Annotated in this window: 29 protein-coding genes; 18 read left to right on the top strand and 11 right to left on the bottom strand. The window is 57.3% G+C overall.

From position 1 onward, the window contains the following. Positions 1 to 244 precede the first annotated feature (244 nt). From mnmG to ACQRAX_RS15150, 17 genes are all read left to right on the top strand, one after another. Positions 245 to 2,137, top strand: coding sequence for a tRNA uridine-5-carboxymethylaminomethyl(34) synthesis enzyme MnmG (gene mnmG / locus ACQRAX_RS15230; RefSeq protein ID WP_412040469.1), 1,893 nt, complete (start codon positions 245 to 247; stop codon positions 2,135 to 2,137). Beyond that, entirely contained in the window at positions 2,134 to 2,778 is a 645-nt protein-coding gene (rsmG, locus tag ACQRAX_RS15225) for a 16S rRNA (guanine(527)-N(7))-methyltransferase RsmG (protein WP_412040468.1), read from the top strand. Before mnmG ends, rsmG begins: the two co-directional genes overlap by 4 nt. 18 nt (positions 2,779 to 2,796) lie before the next feature. Then, positions 2,797 to 3,588: a ParA family protein gene (locus tag ACQRAX_RS15220; protein ID WP_045186348.1), complete on the top strand. Its 792-nt coding sequence runs from the start codon at positions 2,797 to 2,799 to the stop codon at positions 3,586 to 3,588. Between the two features lie 9 nt (positions 3,589 to 3,597). Continuing rightward, complete coding sequence (locus ACQRAX_RS15215) at positions 3,598 to 4,470, top strand: ParB/RepB/Spo0J family partition protein (protein WP_045186346.1); 873 nt, start codon at positions 3,598 to 3,600, stop codon at positions 4,468 to 4,470. Between the two features lie 149 nt (positions 4,471 to 4,619). Beyond that, a complete protein-coding gene (locus ACQRAX_RS15210) occupies positions 4,620 to 5,027 on the top strand; it encodes a F0F1 ATP synthase subunit I (RefSeq protein WP_412040467.1) in 408 nt (135 codons plus the stop codon). Between the two features lie 16 nt (positions 5,028 to 5,043). Further along, positions 5,044 to 5,913 carry a F0F1 ATP synthase subunit A gene (atpB, locus tag ACQRAX_RS15205; protein WP_038616144.1) on the top strand — a complete coding sequence of 290 codons (870 nt, stop codon included), beginning with the start codon at positions 5,044 to 5,046 and terminating at the stop codon, positions 5,911 to 5,913. 143 nt (positions 5,914 to 6,056) lie between these two features. Next, positions 6,057 to 6,314: a F0F1 ATP synthase subunit C gene (atpE, locus tag ACQRAX_RS15200; protein WP_002555987.1), complete on the top strand. Its 258-nt coding sequence runs from the start codon at positions 6,057 to 6,059 to the stop codon at positions 6,312 to 6,314. Between the two features lie 57 nt (positions 6,315 to 6,371). Next, the gene (locus tag ACQRAX_RS15195; RefSeq protein WP_412040466.1) at positions 6,372 to 6,842 is read left to right on the top strand and encodes a F0F1 ATP synthase subunit B; all 471 of its coding nucleotides are present in this window, start codon (positions 6,372 to 6,374) and stop codon (positions 6,840 to 6,842) included. A gap of 12 nt (positions 6,843 to 6,854) precedes the next feature. Further along, positions 6,855 to 7,391: a F0F1 ATP synthase subunit delta gene (locus tag ACQRAX_RS15190; protein ID WP_412040465.1), complete on the top strand. Its 537-nt coding sequence runs from the start codon at positions 6,855 to 6,857 to the stop codon at positions 7,389 to 7,391. A gap of 21 nt (positions 7,392 to 7,412) precedes the next feature. Beyond that, positions 7,413 to 8,957, top strand: coding sequence for a F0F1 ATP synthase subunit alpha (gene atpA, locus ACQRAX_RS15185; protein ID WP_412040464.1), 1,545 nt, complete (start codon positions 7,413 to 7,415; stop codon positions 8,955 to 8,957). Between the two features lie 50 nt (positions 8,958 to 9,007). Next, positions 9,008 to 9,868, top strand: a complete 861-nt coding sequence (gene atpG, locus ACQRAX_RS15180) for a F0F1 ATP synthase subunit gamma (RefSeq protein ID WP_412040463.1) — start codon at positions 9,008 to 9,010, stop codon at positions 9,866 to 9,868. A gap of 27 nt (positions 9,869 to 9,895) precedes the next feature. Beyond that, positions 9,896 to 11,272, top strand: a complete 1,377-nt coding sequence (atpD, locus tag ACQRAX_RS15175; protein WP_045186335.1) for a F0F1 ATP synthase subunit beta — start codon at positions 9,896 to 9,898, stop codon at positions 11,270 to 11,272. A gap of 44 nt (positions 11,273 to 11,316) precedes the next feature. After that, positions 11,317 to 11,736: a F0F1 ATP synthase subunit epsilon gene (locus ACQRAX_RS15170; RefSeq protein ID WP_045186333.1), complete on the top strand. Its 420-nt coding sequence runs from the start codon at positions 11,317 to 11,319 to the stop codon at positions 11,734 to 11,736. 123 nt (positions 11,737 to 11,859) lie between these two features. Next, positions 11,860 to 13,227, top strand: a complete 1,368-nt coding sequence (glmU, locus tag ACQRAX_RS15165; RefSeq protein WP_412040462.1) for a bifunctional UDP-N-acetylglucosamine diphosphorylase/glucosamine-1-phosphate N-acetyltransferase GlmU — start codon at positions 11,860 to 11,862, stop codon at positions 13,225 to 13,227. A 197-nt stretch (positions 13,228 to 13,424) separates the two neighbouring features. Beyond that, positions 13,425 to 14,204, top strand: a complete 780-nt coding sequence (locus ACQRAX_RS15160; protein ID WP_412040461.1) for a DeoR/GlpR family DNA-binding transcription regulator — start codon at positions 13,425 to 13,427, stop codon at positions 14,202 to 14,204. Next, positions 14,204 to 16,039, top strand: a complete 1,836-nt coding sequence (gene glmS, locus ACQRAX_RS15155) for a glutamine--fructose-6-phosphate transaminase (isomerizing) (RefSeq protein WP_412040460.1) — start codon at positions 14,204 to 14,206, stop codon at positions 16,037 to 16,039. The genes ACQRAX_RS15160 and glmS overlap by 1 nt, the downstream gene beginning before the upstream one ends. Before the next feature lie 163 nt (positions 16,040 to 16,202). Continuing rightward, a complete protein-coding gene (locus ACQRAX_RS15150) occupies positions 16,203 to 17,396 on the top strand; it encodes a TniQ family protein (RefSeq protein ID WP_412040459.1) in 1,194 nt (397 codons plus the stop codon). Here ACQRAX_RS15150 and ACQRAX_RS15145 read toward each other — a convergent pair. From ACQRAX_RS15145 to ACQRAX_RS15095, 11 genes are all read right to left on the bottom strand, one after another. Then, positions 17,364 to 17,555 carry an antitoxin Xre/MbcA/ParS toxin-binding domain-containing protein gene (locus ACQRAX_RS15145; protein WP_412040502.1) on the bottom strand — a complete coding sequence of 64 codons (192 nt, stop codon included), beginning with the start codon at positions 17,553 to 17,555 and terminating at the stop codon, positions 17,364 to 17,366. The genes ACQRAX_RS15150 and ACQRAX_RS15145 overlap by 33 nt on opposite strands. 137 nt (positions 17,556 to 17,692) lie before the next feature. Next, a complete protein-coding gene (locus tag ACQRAX_RS15140) occupies positions 17,693 to 17,881 on the bottom strand; it encodes an AbrB/MazE/SpoVT family DNA-binding domain-containing protein (protein WP_412040458.1) in 189 nt (62 codons plus the stop codon). 108 nt (positions 17,882 to 17,989) lie between these two features. Beyond that, positions 17,990 to 19,054: an ArsO family NAD(P)H-dependent flavin-containing monooxygenase gene (locus ACQRAX_RS15135; RefSeq protein ID WP_412040457.1), complete on the bottom strand. Its 1,065-nt coding sequence runs from the start codon at positions 19,052 to 19,054 to the stop codon at positions 17,990 to 17,992. 13 nt (positions 19,055 to 19,067) lie between these two features. Then, positions 19,068 to 20,291, bottom strand: coding sequence for an organoarsenical effux MFS transporter ArsJ (arsJ, locus tag ACQRAX_RS15130; protein WP_412040456.1), 1,224 nt, complete (start codon positions 20,289 to 20,291; stop codon positions 19,068 to 19,070). A 9-nt stretch (positions 20,292 to 20,300) separates the two neighbouring features. After that, entirely contained in the window at positions 20,301 to 21,305 is a 1,005-nt protein-coding gene (locus ACQRAX_RS15125; protein ID WP_412040455.1) for an ArsJ-associated glyceraldehyde-3-phosphate dehydrogenase, read from the bottom strand. Between the two features lie 21 nt (positions 21,306 to 21,326). Next, positions 21,327 to 21,836: a cyclin-dependent kinase inhibitor 3 family protein gene (locus ACQRAX_RS15120; protein WP_412040454.1), complete on the bottom strand. Its 510-nt coding sequence runs from the start codon at positions 21,834 to 21,836 to the stop codon at positions 21,327 to 21,329. A gap of 12 nt (positions 21,837 to 21,848) precedes the next feature. Then, positions 21,849 to 22,565 carry an arsenical resistance protein ArsH gene (gene arsH / locus ACQRAX_RS15115; protein WP_412040453.1) on the bottom strand — a complete coding sequence of 239 codons (717 nt, stop codon included), beginning with the start codon at positions 22,563 to 22,565 and terminating at the stop codon, positions 21,849 to 21,851. Further along, a complete protein-coding gene (arsB, locus tag ACQRAX_RS15110) occupies positions 22,562 to 23,632 on the bottom strand; it encodes an ACR3 family arsenite efflux transporter (protein WP_412040452.1) in 1,071 nt (356 codons plus the stop codon). The genes arsH and arsB overlap by 4 nt, the downstream gene beginning before the upstream one ends. Before the next feature lie 18 nt (positions 23,633 to 23,650). Then, on the bottom strand, positions 23,651 to 24,121 hold the full coding sequence (locus ACQRAX_RS15105; RefSeq protein ID WP_277910783.1) for an arsenate reductase ArsC: 471 nt from the start codon (positions 24,119 to 24,121) through the stop codon (positions 23,651 to 23,653). Positions 24,122 to 24,140: 19 nt separating this feature from the next. Further along, positions 24,141 to 24,497 (bottom strand): metalloregulator ArsR/SmtB family transcription factor, encoded by a 357-nt coding sequence (locus tag ACQRAX_RS15100; RefSeq protein ID WP_277910784.1) that lies wholly within the window; start codon positions 24,495 to 24,497, stop codon positions 24,141 to 24,143. Positions 24,498 to 24,505: 8 nt separating this feature from the next. Next, on the bottom strand, positions 24,506 to 24,919 hold the full coding sequence (locus ACQRAX_RS15095; protein ID WP_277910785.1) for an arsenate reductase ArsC: 414 nt from the start codon (positions 24,917 to 24,919) through the stop codon (positions 24,506 to 24,508). Between the two features lie 115 nt (positions 24,920 to 25,034). Here ACQRAX_RS15095 and ACQRAX_RS15090 point away from each other — a divergent pair, with 115 nt between their 5' ends. Continuing rightward, positions 25,035 to 25,373 carry an ArsR/SmtB family transcription factor gene (locus tag ACQRAX_RS15090; protein WP_191832403.1) on the top strand — a complete coding sequence of 113 codons (339 nt, stop codon included), beginning with the start codon at positions 25,035 to 25,037 and terminating at the stop codon, positions 25,371 to 25,373. Positions 25,374 to 25,381: the final 8 nt, after the last annotated feature.

Raw genomic sequence — 25,381 nt, 5'->3', positions numbered from 1 at the left:
CAGGGTTTTGAATCTCTGTACATAACGTAAATAAAGGGCTACAGAGCTTTATCCACAGAAAAGGTGGTGTATAGAAATAAACATAAAAACAAAGCTTTAATAAATTTCTCTCTCTTTATTTCTATTGCTCGCCACTCATCCACAGCCTGGTTAAATTTTGTGCAAAAGGTTCCTTTAGAGGGGGGTAAGTCCCTATACTTGTGCGTTATCCCTATCTATTCCCGAAACAGGCACGAGGTGCGTGGTGGATTTCCCTTCCCGTTTTGAAGTGATCGTCATCGGCGGCGGCCATGCCGGTACCGAGGCTGCGCTTGCGTCAGCACGCATGGGCGTAAAAACCCTGCTGCTGACCCATAACGTGGAAACCCTCGGTCATATGAGTTGCAACCCGGCCATCGGTGGCATCGGCAAGAGCCACTTGGTCAAGGAAATCGATGCGCTCGGCGGCGCCATGGCGCTGGCCACTGACAAGAGCGGTATCCAATTCCGTGTGTTGAACAATCGCAAAGGCCCGGCCGTGCGCGCTACTCGCGCCCAGGCAGACCGCGCCATCTACAAAGCGGTAGTCCGCGAGATTCTTGAGAACCAACCCAACCTGTGGATATTCCAGCAGTCTTGTGACGACCTGATCGTCGAGCAGGACCAGGTACGCGGCGTGGTGACACAAATGGGTCTGCGTTTTCTCGCGGACTCCGTGGTGCTGACCACCGGGACCTTCCTCGGTGGACTTATCCACATTGGTTTGCAGAATTACTCCGGTGGTCGCGCCGGTGATCCGCCGGCAATTGCCCTGGCCCATCGCCTGCGTGAATTGCCGCTGCGCGTCGGCCGCTTGAAAACCGGCACCCCGCCGCGTATCGACGGGCGATCTGTGGATTTCTCGGTAATGACCGAACAGCCGGGCGACACGCCGATTCCGGTGATGTCGTTCATGGGTTCCAAGGAACAGCACCCGCGTCAGGTCAGTTGCTGGATTACCCATACCAACGCCCGTACCCACGAGATCATTGCCTCGAACCTCGACCGTTCGCCGATGTACTCCGGGGTCATCGAAGGCATTGGCCCACGTTATTGCCCGTCGATCGAAGACAAGATCCACCGTTTTGCCGACAAGGAAAGCCATCAGGTGTTCATTGAGCCGGAAGGCCTGAACACCCACGAGCTATACCCGAACGGAATCTCCACATCCTTGCCGTTTGACGTGCAATTGCAGATCGTGCGCTCGATTCGCGGCATGGAAAACGCGCATATCGTGCGCCCGGGCTACGCCATCGAGTACGACTACTTCGATCCGCGTGACCTCAAGTACAGCCTGGAAACCAAAGTTATTGGCGGTCTGTTTTTCGCTGGACAAATCAACGGCACTACTGGGTACGAAGAAGCCGGTGCGCAAGGTTTGCTCGCCGGTACCAACGCCGCATTGCGTGCCCAGGGCCGTGATAGCTGGTGCCCGCGTCGCGATGAAGCGTACATCGGCGTATTGGTCGATGACCTGATTACCCTGGGTACCCAAGAGCCGTACCGGATGTTCACCTCGCGTGCCGAATACCGCTTGATCCTGCGTGAGGACAATGCCGACCTGCGCCTGACCGAAAAAGGTCGCGAACTGGGTCTGGTCGATGACCAGCGCTGGGCTGCATTCAGTGCCAAGCGCGAAGGTATCGCCCTGGAAGAGCAACGGCTGAAGTCCACCTGGGTTCGTCCAGGCACTGTGCAAGGTCAGGCCATTGCCGAGAAATTCGGTACGCCGTTGAGCCATGAATACAACCTGCTCAACCTGCTGACCCGCCCGGAAATCGACTACGCTGGCCTGATGGAAGTGACCGGCGGCAGCGAGATTGACCCGCAAGTGGCCGAACAGGTCGAGATCAAGACCAAATACGCCGGTTACATCGACCGGCAACAGGAAGAAATCGCTCGCTTGCGCGCCAGCGAAGATACCCGCCTACCCGACGATATCGATTACACCGGTATTTCCGGGCTGTCCAAGGAGATCCAGAGCAAGCTCGGCCAGACCCGACCTGAGACCCTGGGCCAGGCATCGCGTATTCCCGGCGTGACCCCGGCGGCGATTTCCCTGTTGCTGATTCATCTGAAAAAACGCGGCGCAGGCCGCGAGTTGGAGCAAAGCGCTTGAGTTCTCAGGTCACCCCTCAACACGCCGAAGAGTTGTCCACAGGCGCCCGCCAGCTCGGTGTCGAGCTGAGCGAGGCCCAGCACGCGCAATTGCTGGCCTATCTGGCCTTGCTGATCAAGTGGAACAAGGCCTACAACCTGACGGCCGTGCGTAATCCGGACGAAATGGTTTCCCGCCATCTGCTCGACAGCCTGAGCGTCATGCCGTTTATCCACAGCGAGCGCTGGCTGGATGTCGGCAGTGGTGGCGGCATGCCCGGCATTCCCTTGGCTATCCTGCATCCGCACAAGCAAGTCACGGTTTTGGACAGCAATGGCAAGAAAACCCGCTTCCTGACCCAGGTAAAGCTTGAGCTCAAATTGGACAACCTGACAGTTATCCACAAGCGGGTCGAAGAGTTCCAACCGCCACAGCCTTTCACCGGAATTGTTTCCCGTGCTTTCAGCAGCATGGAGAACTTCACCAACTGGACGCGCCACCTGGGCGACGAGCAGACGCAGTGGCTGGCAATGAAAGGGCTGCATCCTGCTGATGAGCTGGTAGCATTGCCGGCAGACTTCAGAGTGGATAGCGAGCAGGCCTTGACCGTTCCGGGTTGCCAAGGCCAGCGCCATCTGCTGATACTGCGCCGCACAGCATGATTGGGAACACAAGCAAGAATGGCTAAGGTATTCGCTATCGCGAACCAGAAAGGTGGTGTGGGCAAGACCACCACCTGTATCAACCTCGCAGCGTCGCTGGTCGCCACCAAGCGCCGGGTGCTGCTGATCGATCTCGATCCACAGGGCAACGCCACCATGGGTAGCGGTGTGGATAAACACGTCCTGGAACATTCGGTCTACGACCTGCTGATCGGTGAATGCGATCTGGCCCAGGCCATGCATTTCTCCGAGCACGGTGGTTATCAACTGCTGCCGGCCAACCGCGACCTGACCGCTGCGGAAGTGGTGCTGCTGGAAATGCAGATGAAGGAAAGTCGCCTGCGTACGGCGCTGGCGCCGATCCGCGAGAATTACGACTACATCCTGATCGACTGCCCACCGTCGCTGTCGATGCTGACCCTCAACGCGCTGGTCGCTGCCGATGGCGTGATCATTCCGATGCAATGTGAATACTTTGCTCTGGAAGGTTTGAGCGACCTTGTGGATAACATCAAACGGATCGGCGAGCGGTTGAACCCGCAGCTGAAGGTCGAAGGCCTGCTGCGGACCATGTACGACCCGCGCTTGAGCCTGATCAACGATGTGTCTGCGCAGCTCAAGGAACACTTTGGCGACCAGCTGTACGACACCGTGATCCCACGCAACATTCGCCTGGCCGAGGCACCGAGTTTCGGCATGCCGGCCCTGGCTTACGACAAGCAATCGCGCGGAGCGTTGGCTTATCTGGCCCTGGCCGGGGAACTCGTACGCCGTCAGCGCCGTCCATCACGCACTGCACAAACAACTTAAGGAATCCGTATGGCCGTTAAGAAACGGGGTCTCGGACGTGGGTTGGATGCACTGCTCAGTGGTCCTACCGTCAGCGCGCTCGAAGAGCAGGCTGTGAAGGTCGACCAGAACGAACTGCAACATCTGCCGCTCGACCTGATCGAGCGCGGCAAGTATCAGCCACGTCGGGACATGGACCCGCAAGCGCTGGAAGAACTGGCGCAATCGATCAAGAACCAGGGCGTGATGCAGCCCATCGTGGTCCGCCCGATCGGTGACAAGCGCTACGAGATCATTGCCGGGGAACGTCGCTGGCGTGCCAGCCAGCAGGCCGGCATGGAAACCATTCCGGCGATGGTCCGCGATGTGCCTGATGAAGCGGCCATTGCCATGGCCCTGATCGAGAACATTCAGCGCGAAGACCTCAACCCGGTGGAAGAGGCGATCGCCCTGCAGCGTCTGCAGCAGGAGTTCCAGCTGACCCAGCAGCAAGTTGCTGACGCTGTGGGTAAGTCGCGGGTGACCGTGGCCAACTTGCTGCGTCTGATTTCGTTGCCGGAAGTAATCAAGACCATGCTGTCGCATGGCGATCTGGAAATGGGTCACGCTAGGGCATTGCTCGGTTTGCCGGATGAGCAGCAGGTGGAAGGGGCGCGTCATGTTGTCGCACGTGGCCTGACCGTGCGCCAGACTGAAGCACTGGTTCGCCAATGGCTCAATGGCAAGCCAGAGCCGGTTGAACCCGCCAAGCCAGACCCGGACATTACCCGGCTTGAACAGCGTCTGGCAGAGCGTTTGGGCTCGGCAGTACAGATACGCCATGGCAATAAGGGCAAAGGCCAGTTAGTTATCCGTTACAACTCGCTAGATGAGTTGCAAGGTGTGCTAGCTCACATCCGCTGAAACAATTCCTTTTGTAGCGCGTAGTCGGAAATCACTACCCGGCAGTTGAATAGGGGTTAAACCGCCCCTATACTCTGCGCGCATTTTGTCGGCACAAATTATGCCAAGTCATAGCTGACTGGTTAGTCGACTTTTGAGGAGCAGTTGTGATGGAAACCCGCACGCCAAACCGCTTGCCTTTCCATCGCTGGGCGGTTTTTCCGGTACTGTTGGCTCAGTGTGTCGTGTTTTTGCTGGCAACTTTGGCGTTGTGGCAGTGGCACGGGGCGGTCAGTGGATATTCAGCACTCTGCGGAGGGTTGATTGCCGGGCTGCCAAATGTGTATTTCGCCTGGAAGGCTTTTCGTTACACAGGAGCCAGGGCAGCGCAGGCTATCGTCAAGTCGTTTTACGCTGGCGAAGCAGGCAAATTGATTTTGACGGCAGTGCTTTTTGCACTGACGTTCGCAGGAGTGAAGCCATTGGCGCCGTTAGCAGTCTTCGGTGTCTTTCTGCTGACCCAGTTGGTCAGCTGGTTCGCGCCCCTGCTGATGAACATAAGACTTTCGAGACCTTAGGGCGTTTGAGGCAACCATGGCAGCAGAAACCGCTTCGGGCTATATCCAGCACCACTTGCAGAACCTGACCTTCGGTCAACTACCAGACGGCGGTTGGGGCTTTGCCCATTCCGCAGCAGAAGCCAAAGCAATGGGCTTCTGGGCTTTCCACCTGGATACCCTGGGTTGGTCGGTGGCACTGGGTCTGCTTTTCGTATTCCTGTTCCGTATGGCAGCCAAGAAGGCGACTTCCGGCCAGCCTGGCGGCCTGCAGAACTTCGTTGAAGTGATGGTTGAGTTCGTCGACGGCAGCGTCAAGGACAGCTTCCACGGTCGCAGCCCGGTGATCGCCCCACTGGCGCTGACCATTTTCGTCTGGGTCTTCCTGATGAACGCCATCGACCTGATCCCGGTCGACTGGATTCCTCAGCTGGCCATGCTGATCTCCGGTGATCCGCACATTCCGTTCCGCGCGGTCTCCACTACCGACCCGAACGCGACCCTGGCCATGGCCTTCAGCGTATTCGCCCTGATCATTTTCTACAGCATCAAGGTCAAGGGCATCGGCGGGTTCCTCGGCGAACTGACCCTGCACCCGTTCGGCAGCAAGAACATTTTCGTTCAGATCCTGCTGATTCCGGTTAACTTCCTACTCGAATTCGTCACCCTGATCGCCAAGCCGATCTCGCTGGCCCTGCGTCTGTTCGGCAACATGTATGCCGGCGAGCTGGTGTTCATCCTGATCGCTGTAATGTTCGGCAGCGGCCTGCTGTGGCTGAGCGGCCTGGGTGTGGTGCTGCAATGGGCGTGGGCGGTGTTCCACATCCTGATCATCACCCTGCAAGCGTTCATCTTCATGATGCTTACCATCGTCTACCTGTCGATGGCTCACGAAGATAACCATTAAGACCGCCTGGCGTGTCTGATGACCCTTCTGCAGGTACTGGGGAGGGTCGAAAAAGTCCGCAAGGGCAGCTGTACCAAACGATTTTGTTTTACCGCTTCAAACTAAAAAACCTAACCAATACGACGTAAAAGTCGGGAGGAAAGATGGAAACTGTAGTTGGTCTTACCGCTATCGCTGTTGCTCTGCTGATCGGCCTGGGTGCCCTGGGTACCGCCATTGGTTTCGGCCTGCTGGGCGGCAAGTTCCTGGAAGGCGCTGCTCGCCAGCCAGAGATGGTTCCAATGCTGCAAGTTAAAATGTTCATCGTTGCCGGTCTGCTCGACGCCGTAACCATGATCGGTGTTGGTATCGCACTGTTCTTCACCTTCGCTAATCCCTTCGTTGGTCAACTCGCCGGCTAATCACTCGAATTCTCGAGTGGTTTGGTGTGATGGACAAAGAACGAGCGAGGTGTTGGCGTGAACATTAATGCAACCCTGATTGGTCAGTCCGTTGCGTTCTTCATTTTTGTGCTGTTCTGCATGAAGTTCGTGTGGCCTCCGGTCATCGCGGCATTGCAAGAACGTCAGAAGAAGATCGCGGATGGACTGGACGCTGCCAACCGAGCAGCTCGCGACCTGGAGTTGGCCCAAGATAAAGCGGGTCAGCAACTGCGCGAAGCGAAAGCTCAGGCAGCCGAAATCATTGAGCAAGCCAAGAAACGCGGTGCTCAGATCGTCGAGGAAGCCCGTGACCAGGCCCGCGTCGAAGCTGACCGTGTGAAGGCTCTGGCTCAGGCCGAGATCGAACAGGAAATTAACAGCGTCAAAGACGCGCTGCGCGCCCAAGTGGGTAGCCTGGCCGTTGGCGGTGCTGAAAAGATCCTTGGCGCCACAATCGATCAAAACGCGCATGCGGAGCTGGTTAATAAACTGGCCGCTGAAATTTAAGCGAGGGCGATCATGGCAGAACTGACCACGTTGGCCCGACCTTACGCTAAGGCTGCCTTTGAGCACGCCCAGGCCCATCAGCAACTGGCCAATTGGTCAGCCATGCTCGGCCTGGCTGCTGCAGTGTCGCAAGACGACACAATGCAGCGCCTGCTCAAGGCCCCGCGACTGACGAGCGCAGAAAAGGCCGCCACTTTTATTGAAGTGTGCGGTGACAAGTTTGATGCACAGGCAAAGAGTTTCATCCAAATTGCCGCGGAAAACGAACGTCTCCTGCTGTTGCCGGAGATTTCGGCTTTGTTCGACCTGTACAAGGCCGAGCAAGAGAAATCCGTGGATGTGGAAGTCACCAGTGCTTTTGCATTGAACCAAGAACAGCAAGACAAACTCGCCAAGGTTCTCAGTGCACGGCTCGACCGGGAAGTGCGCCTGCAAGTGTCGGAGGATGCCAGCCTGATCGGTGGCGTCGTAATCCGCGCCGGCGACCTGGTTATCGATGGCTCAGTCCGCGGCAAAATCGCGAAACTGGCCGAAGCATTGAAATCTTGAGTTTGAAGGGGCAGCAGAGCAATGCAGCAACTCAATCCTTCCGAAATAAGTGAAATCATCAAGGGCCGCATCGAGAATCTCGATGTAGCCTCTCAAGCTCGCAACGAAGGTACTGTCGTCAGCGTTTCTGACGGCATCGTGCGGATTCACGGTCTGGCCGACGTAATGTACGGTGAAATGATCGAGTTTCCAGGCGGCGTCTACGGTATGGCCCTCAACCTGGAGCGTGACTCCGTTGGTGCGGTAGTACTGGGCGCTTACGACAGCCTCGCTGAAGGCATGAGTGCCAAGTGCACCGGCCGCATCCTGCAGGTTCCAGTTGGTAAGGAACTGCTGGGTCGCGTAGTCGACGCACTGGGTAACCCAATCGACGGCAAAGGCCCACTGGGCAATACCGAATTCGACGCAGTCGAAAAGGTTGCTCCGGGTGTGATCTGGCGTAAGTCGGTAGACCAGCCTGTACAGACTGGCTACAAATCCGTCGACGCCATGATCCCTGTCGGCCGTGGCCAGCGTGAGCTGATCATCGGTGACCGTCAGATCGGTAAGACCGCCATGGCGATCGACGCCATCATCAACCAGAAAGACTCCGGTATTTTCTGTGTTTATGTTGCTGTCGGCCAAAAGCGTTCCACCGTTGCCAACATCGTTCGCAAGCTGGAAGAAAACGGCGCCCTGGCCAACACCATCGTGGTGGTTGCCAGTGCTTCGGAATCCGCCGCACTGCAATTCCTGGCGCCATACGCCGGTTGCACCATGGGCGAGTTCTTCCGTGACCGCGGTGAAGACGCACTGATCGTTTACGATGACCTTTCCAAGCAGGCCGTTGCTTACCGTCAGATCTCCCTGCTGCTGCGCCGTCCACCAGGACGTGAAGCGTACCCAGGTGACGTGTTCTATCTCCACTCCCGTCTGCTGGAGCGTGCATCGCGCGTTTCCGAAGAGTACGTTGAGAAGTTCACCAACGGTGCTGTAACTGGCAAGACCGGTTCCCTGACCGCACTGCCGATCATCGAAACCCAGGCTGGCGACGTTTCCGCGTTCGTTCCGACCAACGTGATTTCCATCACCGACGGTCAGATCTTCCTGGAATCGGCCATGTTCAACTCGGGCATCCGCCCAGCAGTGAACGCCGGTGTTTCGGTATCCCGTGTGGGTGGTGCCGCTCAGACCAAGATCATCAAGAAGCTCTCCGGTGGTATCCGTACCGCTCTGGCTCAGTACCGTGAACTGGCAGCATTCGCCCAGTTCGCTTCTGACCTGGACGAAGCCACCCGTAAGCAACTCGAACACGGTCAACGTGTTACCGAGCTGATGAAGCAGAAGCAATACGCTCCAATGTCCATCGCGGACATGGCGCTGTCGCTGTATGCCGCTGAGCGTGGGTTCCTGACCGACGTTGAAATCGCCAAAGTCGGTAGCTTCGAACAAGCGCTGATTTCCTACTTCAACCGTGATCACGCCGAACTGATGGCGAAGATCAACGTGAAGGGTGACTTCAACGACGAAATCGACGCTGGCATCAAAGCCGGTATCGAGAAGTTCAAGGCCACCCAAACCTGGTAAGCCGCAGCGGGGGCTTTGCAGCCCCCGCTTGCTAACCTGATAGGTGTTACATGGCAGGCGCAAAAGAGATTCGCAGTAAGATTGCGAGCATCAAAAGCACGCAAAAAATTACCAGCGCCATGGAAAAAGTGGCGGTCAGCAAAATGCGCAAGGCTCAAATGCGCATGGCTGCTAGCCGTCCTTATGCGGAGCGTATCCGCCAGGTTATTGGTCATCTGGCCAACGCCAACCCGGAATACTGTCACCCGTTCATGATCGATCGCCCTGTAAAGCGCGCCGGTTATGTTGTGGTGAGCAGTGACCGTGGTCTGTGTGGTGGCTTGAACACCAACCTGTTCAAGGCCCTGGTCAAGGACATGGCAGTCAACCGCGAGCAAGGTATCGAGATCGATCTGTGCGTGGTTGGTAGCAAGGGTGCGGCGTTTTTCCGCAGCTTCGGCGGTAACGTCGTTGCAGCAATCAGCCATCTGGGCGAAGAGCCGTCGATCAATGATCTGATCGGCAGCGTCAAGGTTATGCTGGATGCTTACCTGGACGGTCGTATTGATCGTCTGTCCGTGGTATCGAACAAGTTCGTCAATACCATGACTCAAACTCCAACGGTCGAGCAATTGATTCCGTTGGTGGCAACCCCGGATCAAGAACTCAAGCACCACTGGGACTACCTCTACGAACCTGACGCCAAAGAGCTGCTTGACGGCCTGATGGTGCGTTACGTGGAGTCGCAGGTCTACCAGGCGGTGGTCGAGAACAACGCAGCTGAACAAGCTGCCCGGATGATCGCGATGAAGAACGCCACCGACAACGCCGGTGATTTGATCAGCGAATTGCAGCTGATCTACAACAAGGCGCGTCAGGCTGCGATCACCCAAGAGATCTCGGAAATCGTCGGCGGCGCTGCCGCGGTTTAACGGTTCAAATATTCAGAGGATCCAGCTATGAGTAGCGGACGTATCGTTCAAATCATCGGCGCCGTCATCGACGTGGAATTCCCACGTGACAGCGTACCGAGTGTCTATAACGCGCTGAAAGTAGTTGGCGCGGAAACCACCCTGGAAGTTCAGCAGCAGCTGGGCGACGGCGTGGTTCGTACCATTGCGATGGGTTCCACCGAAGGCCTGAAACGCGGCCTGGACGTAAACGATACTGGCGCAGCGATCTCGGTACCGGTCGGTAAAGCGACCCTGGGCCGTATCATGGACGTTTTGGGTAACCCAATTGACGAAGCCGGTCCTATCGGTGAAGAAGAGCGTTGGGGCATCCACCGTGATGCGCCTTCGTTCGCTGACCAAGCAGGCGGCAACGACCTGCTGGAAACCGGCATCAAGGTTATCGACCTGGTTTGCCCGTTCGCCAAGGGTGGTAAGGTTGGTCTGTTCGGTGGTGCCGGTGTAGGCAAAACCGTAAACATGATGGAACTGATCCGTAACATCGCCATCGAGCACAGCGGTTATTCCGTGTTCGCCGGTGTGGGTGAGCGTACTCGTGAGGGTAACGACTTCTACCACGAGATGAAGGATTCCAACGTACTGGACAAGGTTGCTCTGGTATACGGCCAAATGAACGAGCCACCAGGAAACCGTCTGCGCGTAGCGCTGACCGGCCTGACCATGGCTGAGAAGTTCCGTGACGAAGGTAACGACGTTCTGCTGTTCGTCGACAACATCTATCGTTACACCCTGGCCGGTACCGAAGTATCCGCACTGCTGGGCCGTATGCCTTCGGCAGTAGGTTACCAGCCGACCCTGGCTGAAGAGATGGGCGTTCTGCAAGAGCGTATCACTTCGACCAAGGAAGGTTCGATCACCTCGATCCAGGCCGTATACGTACCTGCGGACGACCTGACCGACCCGTCGCCAGCGACCACCTTCGCCCACTTGGACGCCACCGTCGTACTGTCCCGTGACATCGCCTCCCTGGGTATCTACCCAGCGGTCGATCCACTGGACTCGACTTCGCGCCAGCTGGACCCGAACGTCATCGGCAACGAGCACTACGATACCGCTCGCGGCGTCCAGTACGTGCTGCAGCGCTACAAAGAGCTGAAGGACATCATTGCGATCCTGGGTATGGACGAACTGTCCGAATCCGACAAGCAGCTGGTATCCCGTGCTCGTAAGATCCAGCGTTTCCTGTCCCAGCCGTTCTTCGTGGCAGAAGTCTTCACCGGTTCTCCAGGTAAATACGTTTCCCTGAAAGACACCATTGCTGGCTTCAGCGGCATCCTCAAAGGTGACTACGACCACCTGCCAGAACAAGCGTTCTACATGGTCGGCGGCATCGAAGAAGCGGTCGAGAAAGCCAAGAAACTGTAATCCCGGCGCCCCGCAAGGGGCGCTAATCAGGTTGAGGCAAGCAGATGGCTATGACAGTCCATTGCGATATCGTCAGCGCGGAAGGAGAGATTTTCTCCGGTCTGGTCGAGATGGTGGTTGCGCACGGTAACCTGGGTGATCTTGGTATCGCTCCAGGCCACGCGCCGCTGATCACTAATCTGAAGCCAGGTCCGATCACGCTGACCAAGCAGGGTGGCGCCCAAGAGGTGTTCTACATCTCTGGTGGTTTCCTCGAGGTCCAGCCGAACATGGTCAAGGTGCTTGCCGATACCGTGCAACGTGCTGCCGACCTGGACGAAGCTCAGGCTCAGGATGCCCTCAAGGCTGCTGAGAACGCCCTGCACGAAAAAGGCGCGGAGTTCGACTACGGCGCCGCTGCCGCACGTCTGGCCGAGGCCGCAGCCCAGCTGCGTACCGTCCAGCAAATGCGCAAAGGCAAGTAATCTGGCTTTGGCCGATCACTTCTGCTGCGATTGAGTTAAAGGGTAGCCTCGGCTACCCTTTTTCTTTTTCTGCGATTTATATTCAGGTCTGTTCACTGACCTTCCAGGATTGGTAGCCCGTCAATGTCTCTCGATATCGTTATTCTTGCCGCAGGCCAAGGCACCCGCATGCGTTCCGCGCTGCCGAAAGTACTGCATCCGGTTGCCGGCGATTCCATGCTCGGCCATGTTATCCACAGCGCTCGCGAGCTACAGCCGCGAGGCATTCATGTGGTGATCGGGCACGGTGCAGAGTTGGTACGTGAGCGTTTGGCGGCCGACGATCTAAATTTTGTCTTGCAAGACCAGCAACTGGGTACCGGCCATGCCGTCGCCCAAGCCTTGCCGGCCCTGAGCGCTGAAACCGTGCTGATCTTGTATGGTGATGTGCCGTTGATTGAAGTGGATACCCTCAAACGCCTGTTGGCCAAGGTTACGCCTGAGCAGTTGGGCCTGTTGACCGTTAACCTCGACGACCCAACCGGCTACGGTCGCATTGTTCGTGATGCCCAGGGCCAGGTGACAGCGATCGTAGAGCACAAAGATGCCAGCGAAGCGCAGAAAGCCATCAAGGAAGGTAACACCGGGATTCTGGCGGTACCGGCTGCACGCCTGGCTGAGTGGCTGGGACGGCTGTCGAACAACAACGCCCAAGGCGAGTACTACCTCACCGACGTGATTGCCATGGCCGTTGCCGATGGCCTGGTGGTTGCCACCGAACATCCGCTGGACCCAATGGAAGTGCAGGGCGCCAACGATCGTCGGCAACTGGCGGAGCTTGAGCGTCATTACCAGCTGCGTGCAGCGCGTCGCCTGATGGCCCAGGGCGTGACCCTGCGTGATCCGGCACGGTTTGATGTGCGTGGTGAAGTGACGGTGGGTCGCGATGTGCTCATCGACATCAACGTCATCCTTGAAGGTCGTGTGGTCATCGAAGACGACGTGGTCATCGGCCCGAACTGCGTGATCAAGAATACAACCCTGCGTAAGGGGGCCGTCGTTAAGGCCAACAGCCATCTTGAAGGCGCAATCATGGGAGAGGGCAGCGATGCCGGTCCTTTTGCTCGCCTGCGTCCTGGCAGCGTGCTGGAAGCGCGTGCCCATGTGGGTAACTTTGTCGAACTGAAGAACGCGCACCTCGGTGAAGGCGCCAAGGCCGGTCACCTGACCTATCTGGGCGACGCCGAGGTCGGTGCGCGTACCAACATTGGTGCCGGTACCATTACCTGCAACTACGATGGCGCGAACAAGTTCAAGACCGTGCTTGGTGAGGACGTGTTCATTGGTTCCAACAACTCTCTTGTTGCCCCTGTGGATATCTTAGACGGCGCCACCACGGCGGCCGGTTCGACGATCACTCAGAACGTCGAGGCTGCTCAGCTAGCGGTTGGCCGTGCACGTCAGCGCAACATCGAAGGCTGGAAGCGGCCGGAGAAGCTCAAGAAGAGCTGAGTTATTCACAGCTGAACAAGAAGGCCGACTGGATTGTGTATAAGTCGGCCTTTTTGCATTCTGTGGTGGAATTATACATCCGGGATGCTTTGTGGATAACGTAATCAAATCGGAAAATTGCACGCCCTACTTGACGTCTCAAAAGCTTTAGGTTTTGATTGGCATTACTAACTTTCGAAACGAAACTTAAAGACGCCATGTCGAAACGTAACACCCCCCAGCGCCGCCACAATATCCTCGCCTTGCTCACTGAACAGGGAGAGGTGAGCGTCGACGCGCTGGCCAAACGTTTCGAAACCTCGGAAGTGACCATTCGCAAGGATCTCGCCGCGCTAGAAGCCAATGGCTTGCTGCTGCGCCGTTACGGTGGTGCAGTGACCATGCCGCAGGAGCTGATCGCTGATCAGAGCCAGCCCGTCTCCCTCTATAAGCAAGCCATTGCGCGGGCTGCCGTCGAACGCATCCGTGAACACGCGCGCATCATTATCGACAGCGGCAGCACCACGGCAGCAATGATTCCCGAACTCGGCCATCAGCCCGGCCTGGTGGTGATGACCAACTCGCTGAATGTCGCCCGGGCCCTGAGTGAGCTGGAGCATGAGCCAGTACTGTTGATGACCGGCGGCACCTGGGATCCGCATTCCGAATCCTTCCAGGGCCAGGTCGCCGAGCAGGTACTACGCTCATACGATTTCGACCAGCTGTTCATAGGCGCCGATGGCATCGACCTGGCGCGTGGCACTACCACGTTCAATGAATTGCTGGGCCTGAGCCGGGTCATGGCTGAAGTGGCCCGGGAAGTGATTGTGATGGTCGAGTCGGACAAGGTCGGGCGCAAGATCCCCAACCTCGAGCTGCCCTGGGGCAGCGTCAACACCCTGATTACTGATGAGCGCTTGCCCACTGCGGCGCGCGAACAAATTGAAGCCCGCGGCGTCCATGTGATTTGTGCCGCACTCTCCAAGGAGCATAACTAATGTGTGGAATCGTTGGTGCCGTCGCTGAACGTAATATCACCACCATTCTCATCGAAGGTCTCAAGCGCCTGGAATACCGCGGTTATGACAGCGCAGGTCTGGCGGTATACACCCAGCAGGGGACCTTGGAGCGTCGTCGTCGCATCGGTAAGGTCAGTGAGCTGGAAGCCGCTGTTGCCGCCGAACCGCTGACCGGCCAGTTGGGTATCGCCCACACCCGTTGGGCCACCCACGGTGCGCCAACAGAAGGCAATGCTCACCCGCATTTCTCCGGTCACGAGTTGGCGGTGGTGCATAACGGCATCATCGAGAACCATGAGGCGCTGCGTGAACAGCTCAAGAGCCTGGGTTATGTATTCAGCTCCGAGACCGACACCGAAGTCATCGTTCACCTGCTGCACCACACCCTGAAAAGCGTTCCTGATCTGGCCGATGCCCTGAAGGCTGCTGTCAAGCAACTGCATGGTGCTTACGGTCTGGCAGTGATCAGCGCGCACCAACCTGACCGCCTGTTGGCTGCCCGCAGCGGTAGCCCGCTGGTGATTGGCCTGGGCCATGGGGAAAACTTTCTGGCCTCCGATCAACTGGCTTTGCGCCAGGTGACCGACCGCTTCATGTACCTGGAAGAAGGCGACATCGCCGAGATCCGCCGCGACCAGGTGACTATCTGGGATGTGGCCGGAACCAAGGTTCAGCGCGAAACCGTGCAGTACCACGAAGGCGCCGAAGCGGCCGACAAGGGTACCTATCGCCACTTCATGCTCAAGGAAATCCACGAGCAACCGACCGTGGTGCAGCGCACCCTGGAAGGGCGTCTGGGCAAGGATCACGTCCTGGTCCAGGCCTTCGGCCCGCAAGCTGCCGAGCTGTTCGCCAAAGTACGCAACGTGCAGATTGTGGCCTGTGGTACCAGCTATCACGCCGGTATGGTGGCGCGTTACTGGCTGGAAAGCCTGGCCGGTATCCCTTGCCAGGTAGAAGTGGCCAGCGAGTTCCGCTACCGCAAGGTGGTGGTACAGCCAGACACCCTGTTCGTCTCGATCTCCCAGTCGGGGGAAACCGCCGACACCCTCGCGGCGCTGCGCAATGCCAAGGAGCTGGGTTTCCTCGGCAGCCTGGCGATCTGCAACGTCGGCATCAGCTCGCTGGTACGTGAATCGGACCTGACCTTGCTGACCCAAGCCGGCCCGGAAATCGGTGTTGCGTCGACCAAGGCGTTTACTACCCAGCTGGTGTCGCTGATGCTGCTGACCCTGTCCCTGGGCCAGGTCCGTGGCACCTTGGCCGCCGGTGTCGAAGCCGAGTTGGTCGAAGAGCTACGCCGCCTGCCGACGCGCCTGGGCGAAGCCTTGGCCATGGACGCCATTGTCGAGAAAACCGCTGAGCTGTTTGCAGACAAGCACCACACACTGTTCCTGGGCCGTGGCGCGCAGTTCCCGGTGGCGATGGAAGGCGCACTCAAGCTCAAGGAAATTTCCTATATCCATGCCGAAGCTTATCCGGCAGGTGAGCTCAAGCACGGCCCGTTGGCGCTGGTCGACAGCGACATGCCTGTGGTCACCGTGGCGCCGAACAACGAGCTGCTGGAGAAGCTCAAGTCCAACCTGCAGGAAGTCCGCGCCCGTGGCGGTGAACTGATCGTCTTTGCCGACGAACAGGCCGGCATGAGCAACGGCGAAGGCACCCACGTGATCGCCGTGCCACACATCATCGATGCCTTGGCGCCGATCCTCTACACCATCCCGCTGCAGCTGCTGTCGTACTACGTGGCCGTGCTTAAAGGCACCGACGTGGACCAGCCGCGTAACCTGGCAAAATCGGTGACGGTTGAGTAACGATTGCTGCTGTTTATACAGAATGGTTTTAGACAATAAAAGCTGTCGCTAGACAATAAAAACTGTCGCAGAGGTGAGGCCGACCTGGCTCCACCTCTGCTGCGATCCAGCGTTTCCTGAAACGCTCGTTGCTCAGGCCGACGAGCCCCTCGATTGGCTATTTATGCTTTTGCGTATCCAAAGCGATGAATCTTTGCTTTCATTCGTTGCGCGGAATATCTATGTGAATAGATATGATCCCGAAGTAAAAGAATTGTGTCGCCTTGCCAATATTGCTCTCACCTCTCATGGGGTGAAGTTAATAGCCTCTGCTATGGGGTGGCCAGGCTGCTTTGGATTTAACAGGCTGCTTCACGAGCACACCTATTTTCCGAGATATTCCCTGTTTAAAAATATTCAAGATAATTCATACTCCCACAGAGAATATATCTCAGTTGGTCATCGCTACGAATATAATCGGGAACCCGCCTCCTACTGTCCAGAATGCGTGAATGAAGACTTGGCGACGCTCGGCTTCTCATATTGGCGCAGAGTGTATCGCTCAGATATCAACGTCTGTGCAAAGCACAACGTCCTTTTGGTCAGCAAATGTCCTGTGTGCGATAAGCCTTTTGCTCATAAGGGCCACGGCCTTGACGTGATGTGGAGGGGCTGCGCAGGACGGCATATTGGCGAGAGCTCATCCGTGAAGAATGACGATCCTGCAGAGCTTAGGAAGAGCAAGTTTTTTGCTGATGCTTTTAATTGTGAGTCTGTTCTTTCGGTGGAAGCAGTTCTGTTAGCGTTACGTGGGAAATTTTCGTCTTTAACTTTGTGTTCTGTTGAAACCAAAAATTCAAAGCTGAATGATTTGAGAAGTCGTGTGGAATTTTCGATTAAAGTTATCGAAAAAAATAGCACTGTAAATAATGGGCACATGCTTGACAGCCATTCGGAGCTGGTTTGGGAATGCGCATTATTGCTCTACGAAGACTTCGAAGACTTTATGGAGGATGTAAAGCGGTTTAAGTATGAGCCCAGGATTGCATCTGCGCTATGGTCTACTTATCGTGCGGGAGGTTCCGAATCAGCTCAATACATCGAAGAGAATTACAGATATGGCGTTGGTCACTGGTCATGCCCATACCCATCTCCGCTTTCCCTGTTGAGGGAGAGCAATGACGGATTCGATCGCCCCATGCGCTACCGGTGTTGCAATTTCACGGCGCCAAAGCGAAAGGGGAAGCAGCTTTCTCCAAAAACGGTCGATTTCCCGCCGCCAAGGATTCCGATGTTGGCCAAAGGAGAGCCTGTGGCGCGATCGGTGAAGAGGGGGCCCTGCGCGTCATTGGTACACACCGAATTCGAGTCGTACTAAGAAGTCCCTGACATGACCGTAGCCCAGATGATCTGTTAATAGGCTGCAGGGCGAGCGATGATCAAGGCCAATTGCTGGCTTTGCTAACCACCTTTCCGCAAGGTCGCGATTTCCAAGCACGTGCTCAGCACATTTCAGAATTTGCTGGCGCCTCCCCATGAAGCAGCGGTGGCCTATGCTCCAGCAATTGCCAGGAAACGGGACACAAAGCCCGAGAATTCGGAGGTCATTCATTGGTGCAGCTCCCGCGGTTGAATCCCAGCAAGAGGTGTTAATCATCTCGACCGGGAGGGAACTCAGATCCTTGGCTTGGTATCGCAGACTGGCTTCAACACGATCTTCCCATCGAGCATCTCCAGGCTAAGCCGATCACCGACTCCAAGCCCGAGTTCCGCGAGCACCTCAGGAGGGATAACGACTATGAGCTCCCCGCTACCATCTTTCGGGTCTTCGCATTCAACAATCTTGCTCTTCACCTGGCTCATGTAAGTTCACCCCGCTCGAGAGCGCTGTTGCCAATGGTTATCCTACTCTTCACCAGCACGATTGGCTCCAAAGGGCCAGGCGAGATCATCTACGCCGGGAAGCGTGATCTAGCACTGCGGTATGAGCGCAGACTCAATTTCCTCAGCCGTCGCTCGTGCAGTGCGCGTGACGCCTATAAGCGTTGCCGATGCAGACCCCGTCCATTCTCCATAGCCCACCAGCCATAATCTTGGCTCTAGCAATGAATGCGTACTTTGAACATCCACCCGGCCGTCTTTGTTCAGGACACCCAGCTTGGCCAAATGGTTTAGGGCTGGTTTGAAGCCAGTGCACCAGATCACCGCATCCACCTGAGTTTCGGTACCGTCAGCCCAGATTACGCCAGCTTCGGTGAAGCACTCGAACGGACGCTTCGCCCACAGCACGCCTCGTTCACGGGCTTCGACCACCGGAGGTACCATGACGATGTCTCCAAATCCGCCGACAGGCTGCTCTATGACGCGCCCTTCCTGCTGCGCCTTCCAGCGTTCAGTAGCCCGCTCAAATAGCACTCGACCATCGACTTCATCTGGCAGGAAAATCGGCTCCGCCGGTGTGACCCAAGTAGCCTCTGCCACTTTGGATACCTCAGCTAGAATTTGCGCGCCAGAATTACCTCCGCCAACCACCAATACGCGTTTTCCGGCGAATGGCTGCGAATTCACGTAGTGCGCTGAGTGAAGCTGGGTGCCGGCAAATAGCTCTGAGCCCGGGTATTCAGGGACGTAGGGATTACTCCATGTCCCTGTTGCACTTACGACGATCTGGGCATCCCAGTATCGATCGCCTGAATGAACTCGCAACCCATCTTCGATACGCTCGACAGAGGTGACCCGCACGGGGCGCTCAATCGGGAATTGGTAGCGAGCCTCGTATTGGGCCAGATAATTGATGACATGATCGCGAGAGGGATACTCGTTCTCAGAGGGGGGCATCATCCATCCAGGAATGGAGCTCCAGGCGGCCGGCGAAAATAGCCGCAATGAGTCCCAGCCGTGACGCCAAGCTCCTCCGGGTTTTTCCCCTGCATCGAGGATAAGAAATGAAAGCTGAGTGCGGCGCAGGAAATAAGCCGTTGCCAGTGCGGACTGTCCTCCGCCGATTATGATCACATCGAGCTTTTTTGCATCCATGTTCATTCCTCCTTCAGAGACCAGGTGTGGTGTGCTTGGGCAGCGCAATGGAGATCAGGGCGGCCAGTAGTACAAAGCCGCTTGATATCCAAAGGCAGGCTTGCAGTCCGTGGGCCTGGTAAACCCAGCCAGACAGCAATGTGCCGATCAAGCGGCCTAGGGCGTTGGACATGTAATAAAAGCCCACGTCTAGGGATACCCCATCCTCTTTGGCATAACTCACGATCAGGTAGCTGTGCAGCGAGGAGTTCACTGCGAACAGCACACCGAATAGCATCAGTCCGCCGAGCAGCACCACCTGAGCTGACCAGCCTACGGCTAGGCCCAGGGCAATGAGCGCGGGAAGTCCGGCCAGCGCGATAGCCCATGTGAAGGCTGCTCGGCCATCCGGCACATGGCCACGCTTCTTGCCGGTGATGTAGGGGGCAAATGACTGCACGATGCCGTAGCCGATGATCCAGGCGGCAAGAAATCCACCGACCAGCCAGAAGTCCCATCCAAATGCGGTGCTCAGGTACACCGGCAGCGCTACGACGAACCAGACGTCGCGGGCGCCAAATAGAAACAGCCGTGCGGCCGAGAGGATGTTGATCGCCCGGCTCTTGGAAAGTATGTCGCGAAATTTTGGTTTGGCCTTGGCCTTGCCCAGATCCTTTTTCAGCAGCATCAAACTGGCGATCCAGATCACTCCCAGTACTGCCGCCATGGCCAGCACTGCCATGGTGAAACCAAGCAGCGCAAGCAGCGCGCCGCCAAGGAAAAACCCCACACCTTTGAGCGCGTTCTTTGAGCCGGTGAGTATGGCCACCCACTTGTAGAGGGTGCCTTGCTGGCTGTCCGGTACCAAGAGCTTGATCGAGCTCTTGGCACTCATCTTGTTGAGGTCCTTGGCGATGCCGGACAACGCTTGGGCTGCCATCACCCAAGGTACGGTCAACCAGGCTGCCGGCACCGTGAGCATCAGCAAGGCCAGCACCTGCATGCCCAAACCGATGTTCATAGTGCGATTGAGTCCCAGGCGGGCACCGAGGTAGCCGCCCACCAGGTTGGTAATCACGCCGAAAATTTCATAGAACAGGAACAGCGCCGCGATCTGCAGCGGCGTGTAGCCCAACGTATGGAAGTGCAAAACCACCAACATGCGTAACGCGCCGTCGGTGAGGGTGAAGGCCCAGTAGTTGCCGGTAACCAGCAGGTACTGACGCACTTCCGCGGACAGGGCTGACAACGCCTTCATGATCGCTGTTTACTCCGCCATGCCGACCAGTCGAGCCAGCTCCGCTGCTCGGTTGGCGTAGCCCCATTCGTTGTCGTACCAGGCGTAGATCTTCACCTGAGTACCGTTGACCACCAGGGTCGACAGCGCATCGATGATCGAGGAGCGTGGATCAGTGCGGTAGTCGATGGACACCAGGGGGCGCTCTTCATAACCCAGGATGTCTTTCAACGGTCCTTCAGCGGCCGCCTTCAGCAGCGAGTTGACCTCTTCAGCCGTGGTCACACGCGCCACCTCGAACACGCAGTCGGTCAGCGAGGCGTTGGCCAGCGGTACTCGCACTGCGTGACCATTCAGCTTGCCGCGCAGCTCGGGGAAGATCTCGGCGATCGCTGTAGCCGAACCGGTGGTGGTTGGGATCAGGCTCATGCCCGAGGCACGGGCACGGCGCAGGTCCTTGTGAGGCGTATCGAGGATGCTCTGGGTATTGGTCAGGTCATGGATGGTGGTGATCGAGCCGTGACGAATGACCAGGTTCTCGTGAATTACCTTCACCACCGGAGCCAGGCAGTTGGTTGTGCAGGAGGCGGCGGTGACGATACGGTGTTGGGCCGGATCGAACAGGTGCTGGTTGACCCCCATCACCACGTTCAGTGCACCTTTTTCCTTCACCGGGGCACACACCACCACGCGTTTGACGCCTTGATCCAGGTAGGCCTGGAGCACGGCTACCGACTTCATCTTGCCGCTGGCCTCGATGACCAGGTCGCAACCCGACCAATCGGTGTCGGGGATGGCCTTGTTGGCGGTCACCTTGATGCGCTTGCCCTCGATCACCACCGAGTCGCCTTCTGCACCTGCTTCACGGTGCCAGCGTCCGTGGACCGAGTCGAAGTTGATCAGGTGGGCGTGGGTCTCGGCGTCGCCGGCCGGGTCATTGATCTGCACGAATTCGAGTTCCGGCCAGTCCCAGGACGCGCGCAATACCAGGCGGCCGATACGTCCAAACCCATTGATGCCTACTTTGATTGCCATGTTCTTATTCTCGGATTGTGGTTAGCGGTCAGAGGGGGCGGTGAATTGATTGATGTAGCCGACGTGAGCTGGGTTTTGAATCGCTCGCGGGCGCAGAGCCTGAACCTGAGCGATGGCCTCCTGCACGGGCATGCCGCACTCGATCATCAGGCGGGCTGCGAACAGGCCAGTACGCCCCGAGCCCCCCTTGCAGTGAATAACGATCGATTTGCCATCCATCAGCAGTTCTTTCAGTCGCTCTCGATGGGTTTCCCAGGCGGCAGCAAAGGGTTCTCCGGGGGCCTGATCATCCTCCACCGGGAGGTGGAACCACTCGAGGCCCAACAGCTGACACTCCTCGGGAAGCAGATCGATTTCGTTCTGCAGCAGTTCTTCATTCGGCATCAGGGTTACCAGTGCGCTCGCACCGGCATCGCGCAGTGTCGCCAACGCCTGGGAGACCGATGTGTCCTTCGTACCAGGGCACGGGGTGAAGATCAGCTGGCCGATCAGATCGGGAGTAACCAGCACGGAATATGGGTGCAGTTGCATGCTCAAAAAGCCTCAGATGGATCGTTGATTAACACGCTTCGACAGTTCTTCAGCCGACTCTTTGCGTTCGGAGTAGCGATCGACCAGGTAGTCGCCACGGTCGCGAAGAAGCAGGGTGAACTTCACCAGCTCCTCCATCACGTCGACGACACGGTCGTAGTACGGGGAGGGCTTCATGCGGCCCGCTTCGTCGAACTCCAGATAGGCCTTCGGCACTGACGACTGGTTAGGAATGGTGAACATGCGCATCCAGCGACCGAGCACGCGCAGTTGGTTGACCACGTTGAATGACTGCGAGCCGCCACAGACCTGCATCACCGCGAGGGTCTTGCCCTGCGTCGGACGCACAGCGCCCATGCTCAGCGGAATCCAGTCGATCTGCGACTTGAACACTCCGGTCATCGCGCCGTGGCGTTCTGGCGAGCACCAGACCATACCTTCCGACCAGAGCACTAGGTCGCGCAGCTCCTTGACCATGGGGTGGTCATCGGGCACGTCATCCGGCATCGGTAGACCGGTTGGATTGAAGATCCGCGTCTCGGCACCGAAATGCTCCAGTAGGCGAGCCGCTTCCTCTGTCAGCAGGCGGCTGAAAGAACGTTCGCGGTTCGACCCGTACAGCAGCAGGATGCGAGGTTTGTGTGTGGACTGCTGCTCGATCGCCAGTTTGCCGGAAGACGGCAGGTCGATCAGTTCAATGTCGATATTGGGGATATGGTGTTCGGTCATGATTTTGACTCTTGGGACAAGGCACACGATGCTTGATCGAACCAGCGACGCTTCAGCCACAAGGCGACGCCAACCAGCGAGATCAATACAGGTACTTCCACCAGCGGTCCGATCACGGTGGCAAAGGCTACCGGCGAGGCGAGACCGAAGGTTGCAATAGCCACGGCAATGGCCAGTTCGAAATTGTTACTCGCTGCGGTAAAGGCAAGCGCAGTGGTACGTGGGTAGTCAGCTTCCATCAGCTTGCCCATCCAGAAGCTGATGAAGAACATCACCACGAAGTAGATGGTCAGGGGGATGGCGATGCGCAGTACATCCAGAGGCAGTTGCAACACCATGTCGCCCTTCAGACTGAACATGGCGACGATGGTCAGCAGCAACGCCACAAGGGTCAGAGGACTGATCTTCGGAATGAAGCGCTCCTCGTACCAGGTGGCGCCTTTACGACTGATCAGGAGCTTGCGGGTCAAGAAGCCAGCCAGGAACGGGATGCCCAGATAGATCAACACTGATTGAGCGATTTCGACGAAGCTGGTGTCGATGACGCTAGCCTGCAAGCCGAACAACGGCGGCAGAAGGCCCAGGAAGATCCAGGCGTACACGCTGAAGAACACGATCTGGAATATGCTGTTGAAGGCAACCAAGCCCGCCACGTACTGGTTGTTGCCGCCCGCGATCTGGTTCCACACCAGCACCATGGCAATGCAACGCGCCAAGCCGATCAGGATCAGGCCTGTCATGTATTCGGGCTTGTCGGAGAGGAATACGACAGCCAGGCCGAACATCAGCACCGGGCCGATTACCCAGTTCTGAATCAGCGACAGGGTGAGGATGCGTTTGTCCTTGAAGACCTGTGGCAACTCCTCGTATTTCACCTTCGCCAATGGCGGGTACATCATGACGATCAGCCCGATGGCGATGGGAATGTTCGTCGTGCCCACCGACAGGCTATTCAGCCATGCTGGCAGCCCCTGGAATAGGCTACCCAGGCCTATGCCCAGCCCCATGGCCAGAAAAATCCAGATCGTCAGGTTGCGATCGAGGAATGAAAGGCGGCTCTTGCTCATGGTGAATCTCCCTTAACGTCAGAGCGTTCCGATGCGTGCCAGCTCGGCCTTGAGCTGGGCGGCATCCAGTTGTTCAAAAGGCAATGCGAGGAATGCCGTAATGCGGCGCTTGATCTGTTCAAGTGTGGCGTCGAAAGCCTCATCCAGTTCGGCGGCGCTACCTAGCAGGTCTGACGGATCAGAAAGGCCCCAGTGGGCCTTCACTGCCGGCCCGAAGATCACGGGGCATGCTTCGCCAGCGGCCTTGTCGCAGACGGTGATGACAAAGTCCGGGGCGAGCTCGGCGTGTGAGTCACTGGACTTGCTGCTGAGGCCATCGGTGGAAATACCGGCGCGCTGCAGCGCGGCGATGGACAACGGATGCACCTCGCCCTTGGGCTGGCTGCCGGCGCTGAAGGCGTTCATATCGGCCGGCGCCAGGTGGTTGAAAACGGCTTCAGACAGGATGCTGCGGCAGCTATTGGCGGTGCAGAGGAACAGAACTTTCATCGGATTTTCTCGGCAGTGATCAGCAGCAGGAAGCCACGCGTTGTGGGCGGTCACCCATGGTGTCTAGTCGTATGACGCTGGTGCTCAGCCATTCGCGATTGGCCTCCAGCGTCGTTACCAGAATCTCGCGAACCCAGGCGGGCAGCTCTGGGTGTAGTCGGTAGTACACCCATTGACCTTGGCGGCGGTCTTCCAGCAGGTCACACGTGCGCAATTGCGCTAGGTGCCGGGAAACCTTTGGCTGGCTTTCTTCCAGCGCACAGGTCAGTTCACAGACGCAGAGCTCTTCCTCGCGAGCGATCAGCAACATCATCCGAATGCGGGTCTCGTCGGCGAGACATTTGAAAACCTTGGTTGGGGTCAGCGAGTCAGTCATAGCGGTTCTCAGTGTTTGGTTTTCACGAGGACGAACATCTTGATGCGCTCATGAATCTCGTGAAGCGTGTGGCGGAAGGCGTCGTGTTTGTCGCTGGTGACAGGATCTTCGAAGTTCCATACCAGCTGCTCACCAAAAGCCGGAAGCGCTTGGCATTCCTGGGCGGCCTTGTCACAGAGGGTAATGACGTAGTCGAAGTGTTCACCGGCGAACTCGTCGATGGATTTGCTACGCAAGGCGCTGGAGTCGATGGCGAGGTGCTCAAGGGCGGCATAGGTTCGCGGGTCGACTTCGCCAGGCTGAGTGCCTGCGCTGAAAGCCTCGAAGCGCACAGGGTCTGTGTGTCGGAGCAATGCTTCGGCGAGCTGGGAGCGAGCAGCGTTGGTGGTGCAAACAAACAGGACGCGGATCTTGCCAGTCATCACTAGATACTCAGCGCGTATATGGTTTTCCAAATATACGCTTTTCCGAATGTATCGCAAGCTTGTGATGATGGGTGGCTTTACATGTGCATCTTCATGCACATATATTGCACTCATGACGACTACCGATAATCTCCGCGCCCAAGCTATCGATGCTGCCATCGAGTCGCTGGATGAAGCCTTCTTCAAAGCTCTCTGCGAACCCTCTAGGGTCGCGGTGTTCAAGCGCGTGCTTCAGTTAGGGAGGGCGGATGTCGGCGAAATCGCCAAAGCCTTGCCGCAGGAGCGCTCTGTGATTTCAAGGCACTTACAGGTGCTGCACGACGCTCACATCGTGAAAGCCACCAAAGTGGGCAGACAGGTTTTCTATGAAGTGAATGGCGGGGCGATCGTCGAGCGTTTGGAGGGCCTCCTCCAGCGAACCAAGGGTCTGGTTTCGCTGTGCTGCCCGTAGTTAGGCTT

Origin of the sequence: Pseudomonas sp. UM16, from assembly GCF_050312595.1 — a bacterium.
Classification (GTDB): domain Bacteria; phylum Pseudomonadota; class Gammaproteobacteria; order Pseudomonadales; family Pseudomonadaceae; genus Aquipseudomonas.
This window is presented reverse-complemented; position numbering and strand designations above follow the sequence as displayed.

What these genes read in the sequence shown, in the direction of transcription:
- ACQRAX_RS15220 (WP_045186348.1), top strand. Translation starts at nt 2,797, where the DNA reads ATGGCTAAGGTATTCGCTATCGCGAACCAGAAAGGTGGTGTGGGCAAG.
- ACQRAX_RS15215 (WP_045186346.1), top strand. Translation starts at nt 3,598, where the DNA reads ATGGCCGTTAAGAAACGGGGTCTCGGACGTGGGTTGGATGCACTGCTC.
- ACQRAX_RS15210 (WP_412040467.1), top strand. Translation starts at nt 4,620, where the DNA reads ATGGAAACCCGCACGCCAAACCGCTTGCCTTTCCATCGCTGGGCGGTT.
- atpB (WP_038616144.1), top strand. Translation starts at nt 5,044, where the DNA reads ATGGCAGCAGAAACCGCTTCGGGCTATATCCAGCACCACTTGCAGAAC.
- atpE (WP_002555987.1), top strand. Translation starts at nt 6,057, where the DNA reads ATGGAAACTGTAGTTGGTCTTACCGCTATCGCTGTTGCTCTGCTGATC.
- ACQRAX_RS15190 (WP_412040465.1), top strand. Translation starts at nt 6,855, where the DNA reads ATGGCAGAACTGACCACGTTGGCCCGACCTTACGCTAAGGCTGCCTTT.
- atpA (WP_412040464.1), top strand. Translation starts at nt 7,413, where the DNA reads ATGCAGCAACTCAATCCTTCCGAAATAAGTGAAATCATCAAGGGCCGC.
- atpG (WP_412040463.1), top strand. Translation starts at nt 9,008, where the DNA reads ATGGCAGGCGCAAAAGAGATTCGCAGTAAGATTGCGAGCATCAAAAGC.
- atpD (WP_045186335.1), top strand. Translation starts at nt 9,896, where the DNA reads ATGAGTAGCGGACGTATCGTTCAAATCATCGGCGCCGTCATCGACGTG.
- ACQRAX_RS15170 (WP_045186333.1), top strand. Translation starts at nt 11,317, where the DNA reads ATGGCTATGACAGTCCATTGCGATATCGTCAGCGCGGAAGGAGAGATT.
- glmU (WP_412040462.1), top strand. Translation starts at nt 11,860, where the DNA reads ATGTCTCTCGATATCGTTATTCTTGCCGCAGGCCAAGGCACCCGCATG.
- ACQRAX_RS15160 (WP_412040461.1), top strand. Translation starts at nt 13,425, where the DNA reads ATGTCGAAACGTAACACCCCCCAGCGCCGCCACAATATCCTCGCCTTG.
- glmS (WP_412040460.1), top strand. Translation starts at nt 14,204, where the DNA reads ATGTGTGGAATCGTTGGTGCCGTCGCTGAACGTAATATCACCACCATT.
- ACQRAX_RS15150 (WP_412040459.1), top strand. Translation starts at nt 16,203, where the DNA reads ATGCTTTTGCGTATCCAAAGCGATGAATCTTTGCTTTCATTCGTTGCG.
- ACQRAX_RS15145 (WP_412040502.1), bottom strand. Translation starts at nt 17,555, where the DNA reads ATGGGGAGGCGCCAGCAAATTCTGAAATGTGCTGAGCACGTGCTTGGA.
- ACQRAX_RS15140 (WP_412040458.1), bottom strand. Translation starts at nt 17,881, where the DNA reads ATGAGCCAGGTGAAGAGCAAGATTGTTGAATGCGAAGACCCGAAAGAT.
- ACQRAX_RS15135 (WP_412040457.1), bottom strand. Translation starts at nt 19,054, where the DNA reads ATGGATGCAAAAAAGCTCGATGTGATCATAATCGGCGGAGGACAGTCC.
- arsJ (WP_412040456.1), bottom strand. Translation starts at nt 20,291, where the DNA reads ATGAAGGCGTTGTCAGCCCTGTCCGCGGAAGTGCGTCAGTACCTGCTG.
- ACQRAX_RS15125 (WP_412040455.1), bottom strand. Translation starts at nt 21,305, where the DNA reads ATGGCAATCAAAGTAGGCATCAATGGGTTTGGACGTATCGGCCGCCTG.
- ACQRAX_RS15120 (WP_412040454.1), bottom strand. Translation starts at nt 21,836, where the DNA reads ATGCAACTGCACCCATATTCCGTGCTGGTTACTCCCGATCTGATCGGC.
- arsH (WP_412040453.1), bottom strand. Translation starts at nt 22,565, where the DNA reads ATGACCGAACACCATATCCCCAATATCGACATTGAACTGATCGACCTG.
- arsB (WP_412040452.1), bottom strand. Translation starts at nt 23,632, where the DNA reads ATGAGCAAGAGCCGCCTTTCATTCCTCGATCGCAACCTGACGATCTGG.
- ACQRAX_RS15105 (WP_277910783.1), bottom strand. Translation starts at nt 24,121, where the DNA reads ATGAAAGTTCTGTTCCTCTGCACCGCCAATAGCTGCCGCAGCATCCTG.
- ACQRAX_RS15100 (WP_277910784.1), bottom strand. Translation starts at nt 24,497, where the DNA reads ATGACTGACTCGCTGACCCCAACCAAGGTTTTCAAATGTCTCGCCGAC.
- ACQRAX_RS15095 (WP_277910785.1), bottom strand. Translation starts at nt 24,919, where the DNA reads ATGACTGGCAAGATCCGCGTCCTGTTTGTTTGCACCACCAACGCTGCT.
- ACQRAX_RS15090 (WP_191832403.1), top strand. Translation starts at nt 25,035, where the DNA reads ATGACGACTACCGATAATCTCCGCGCCCAAGCTATCGATGCTGCCATC.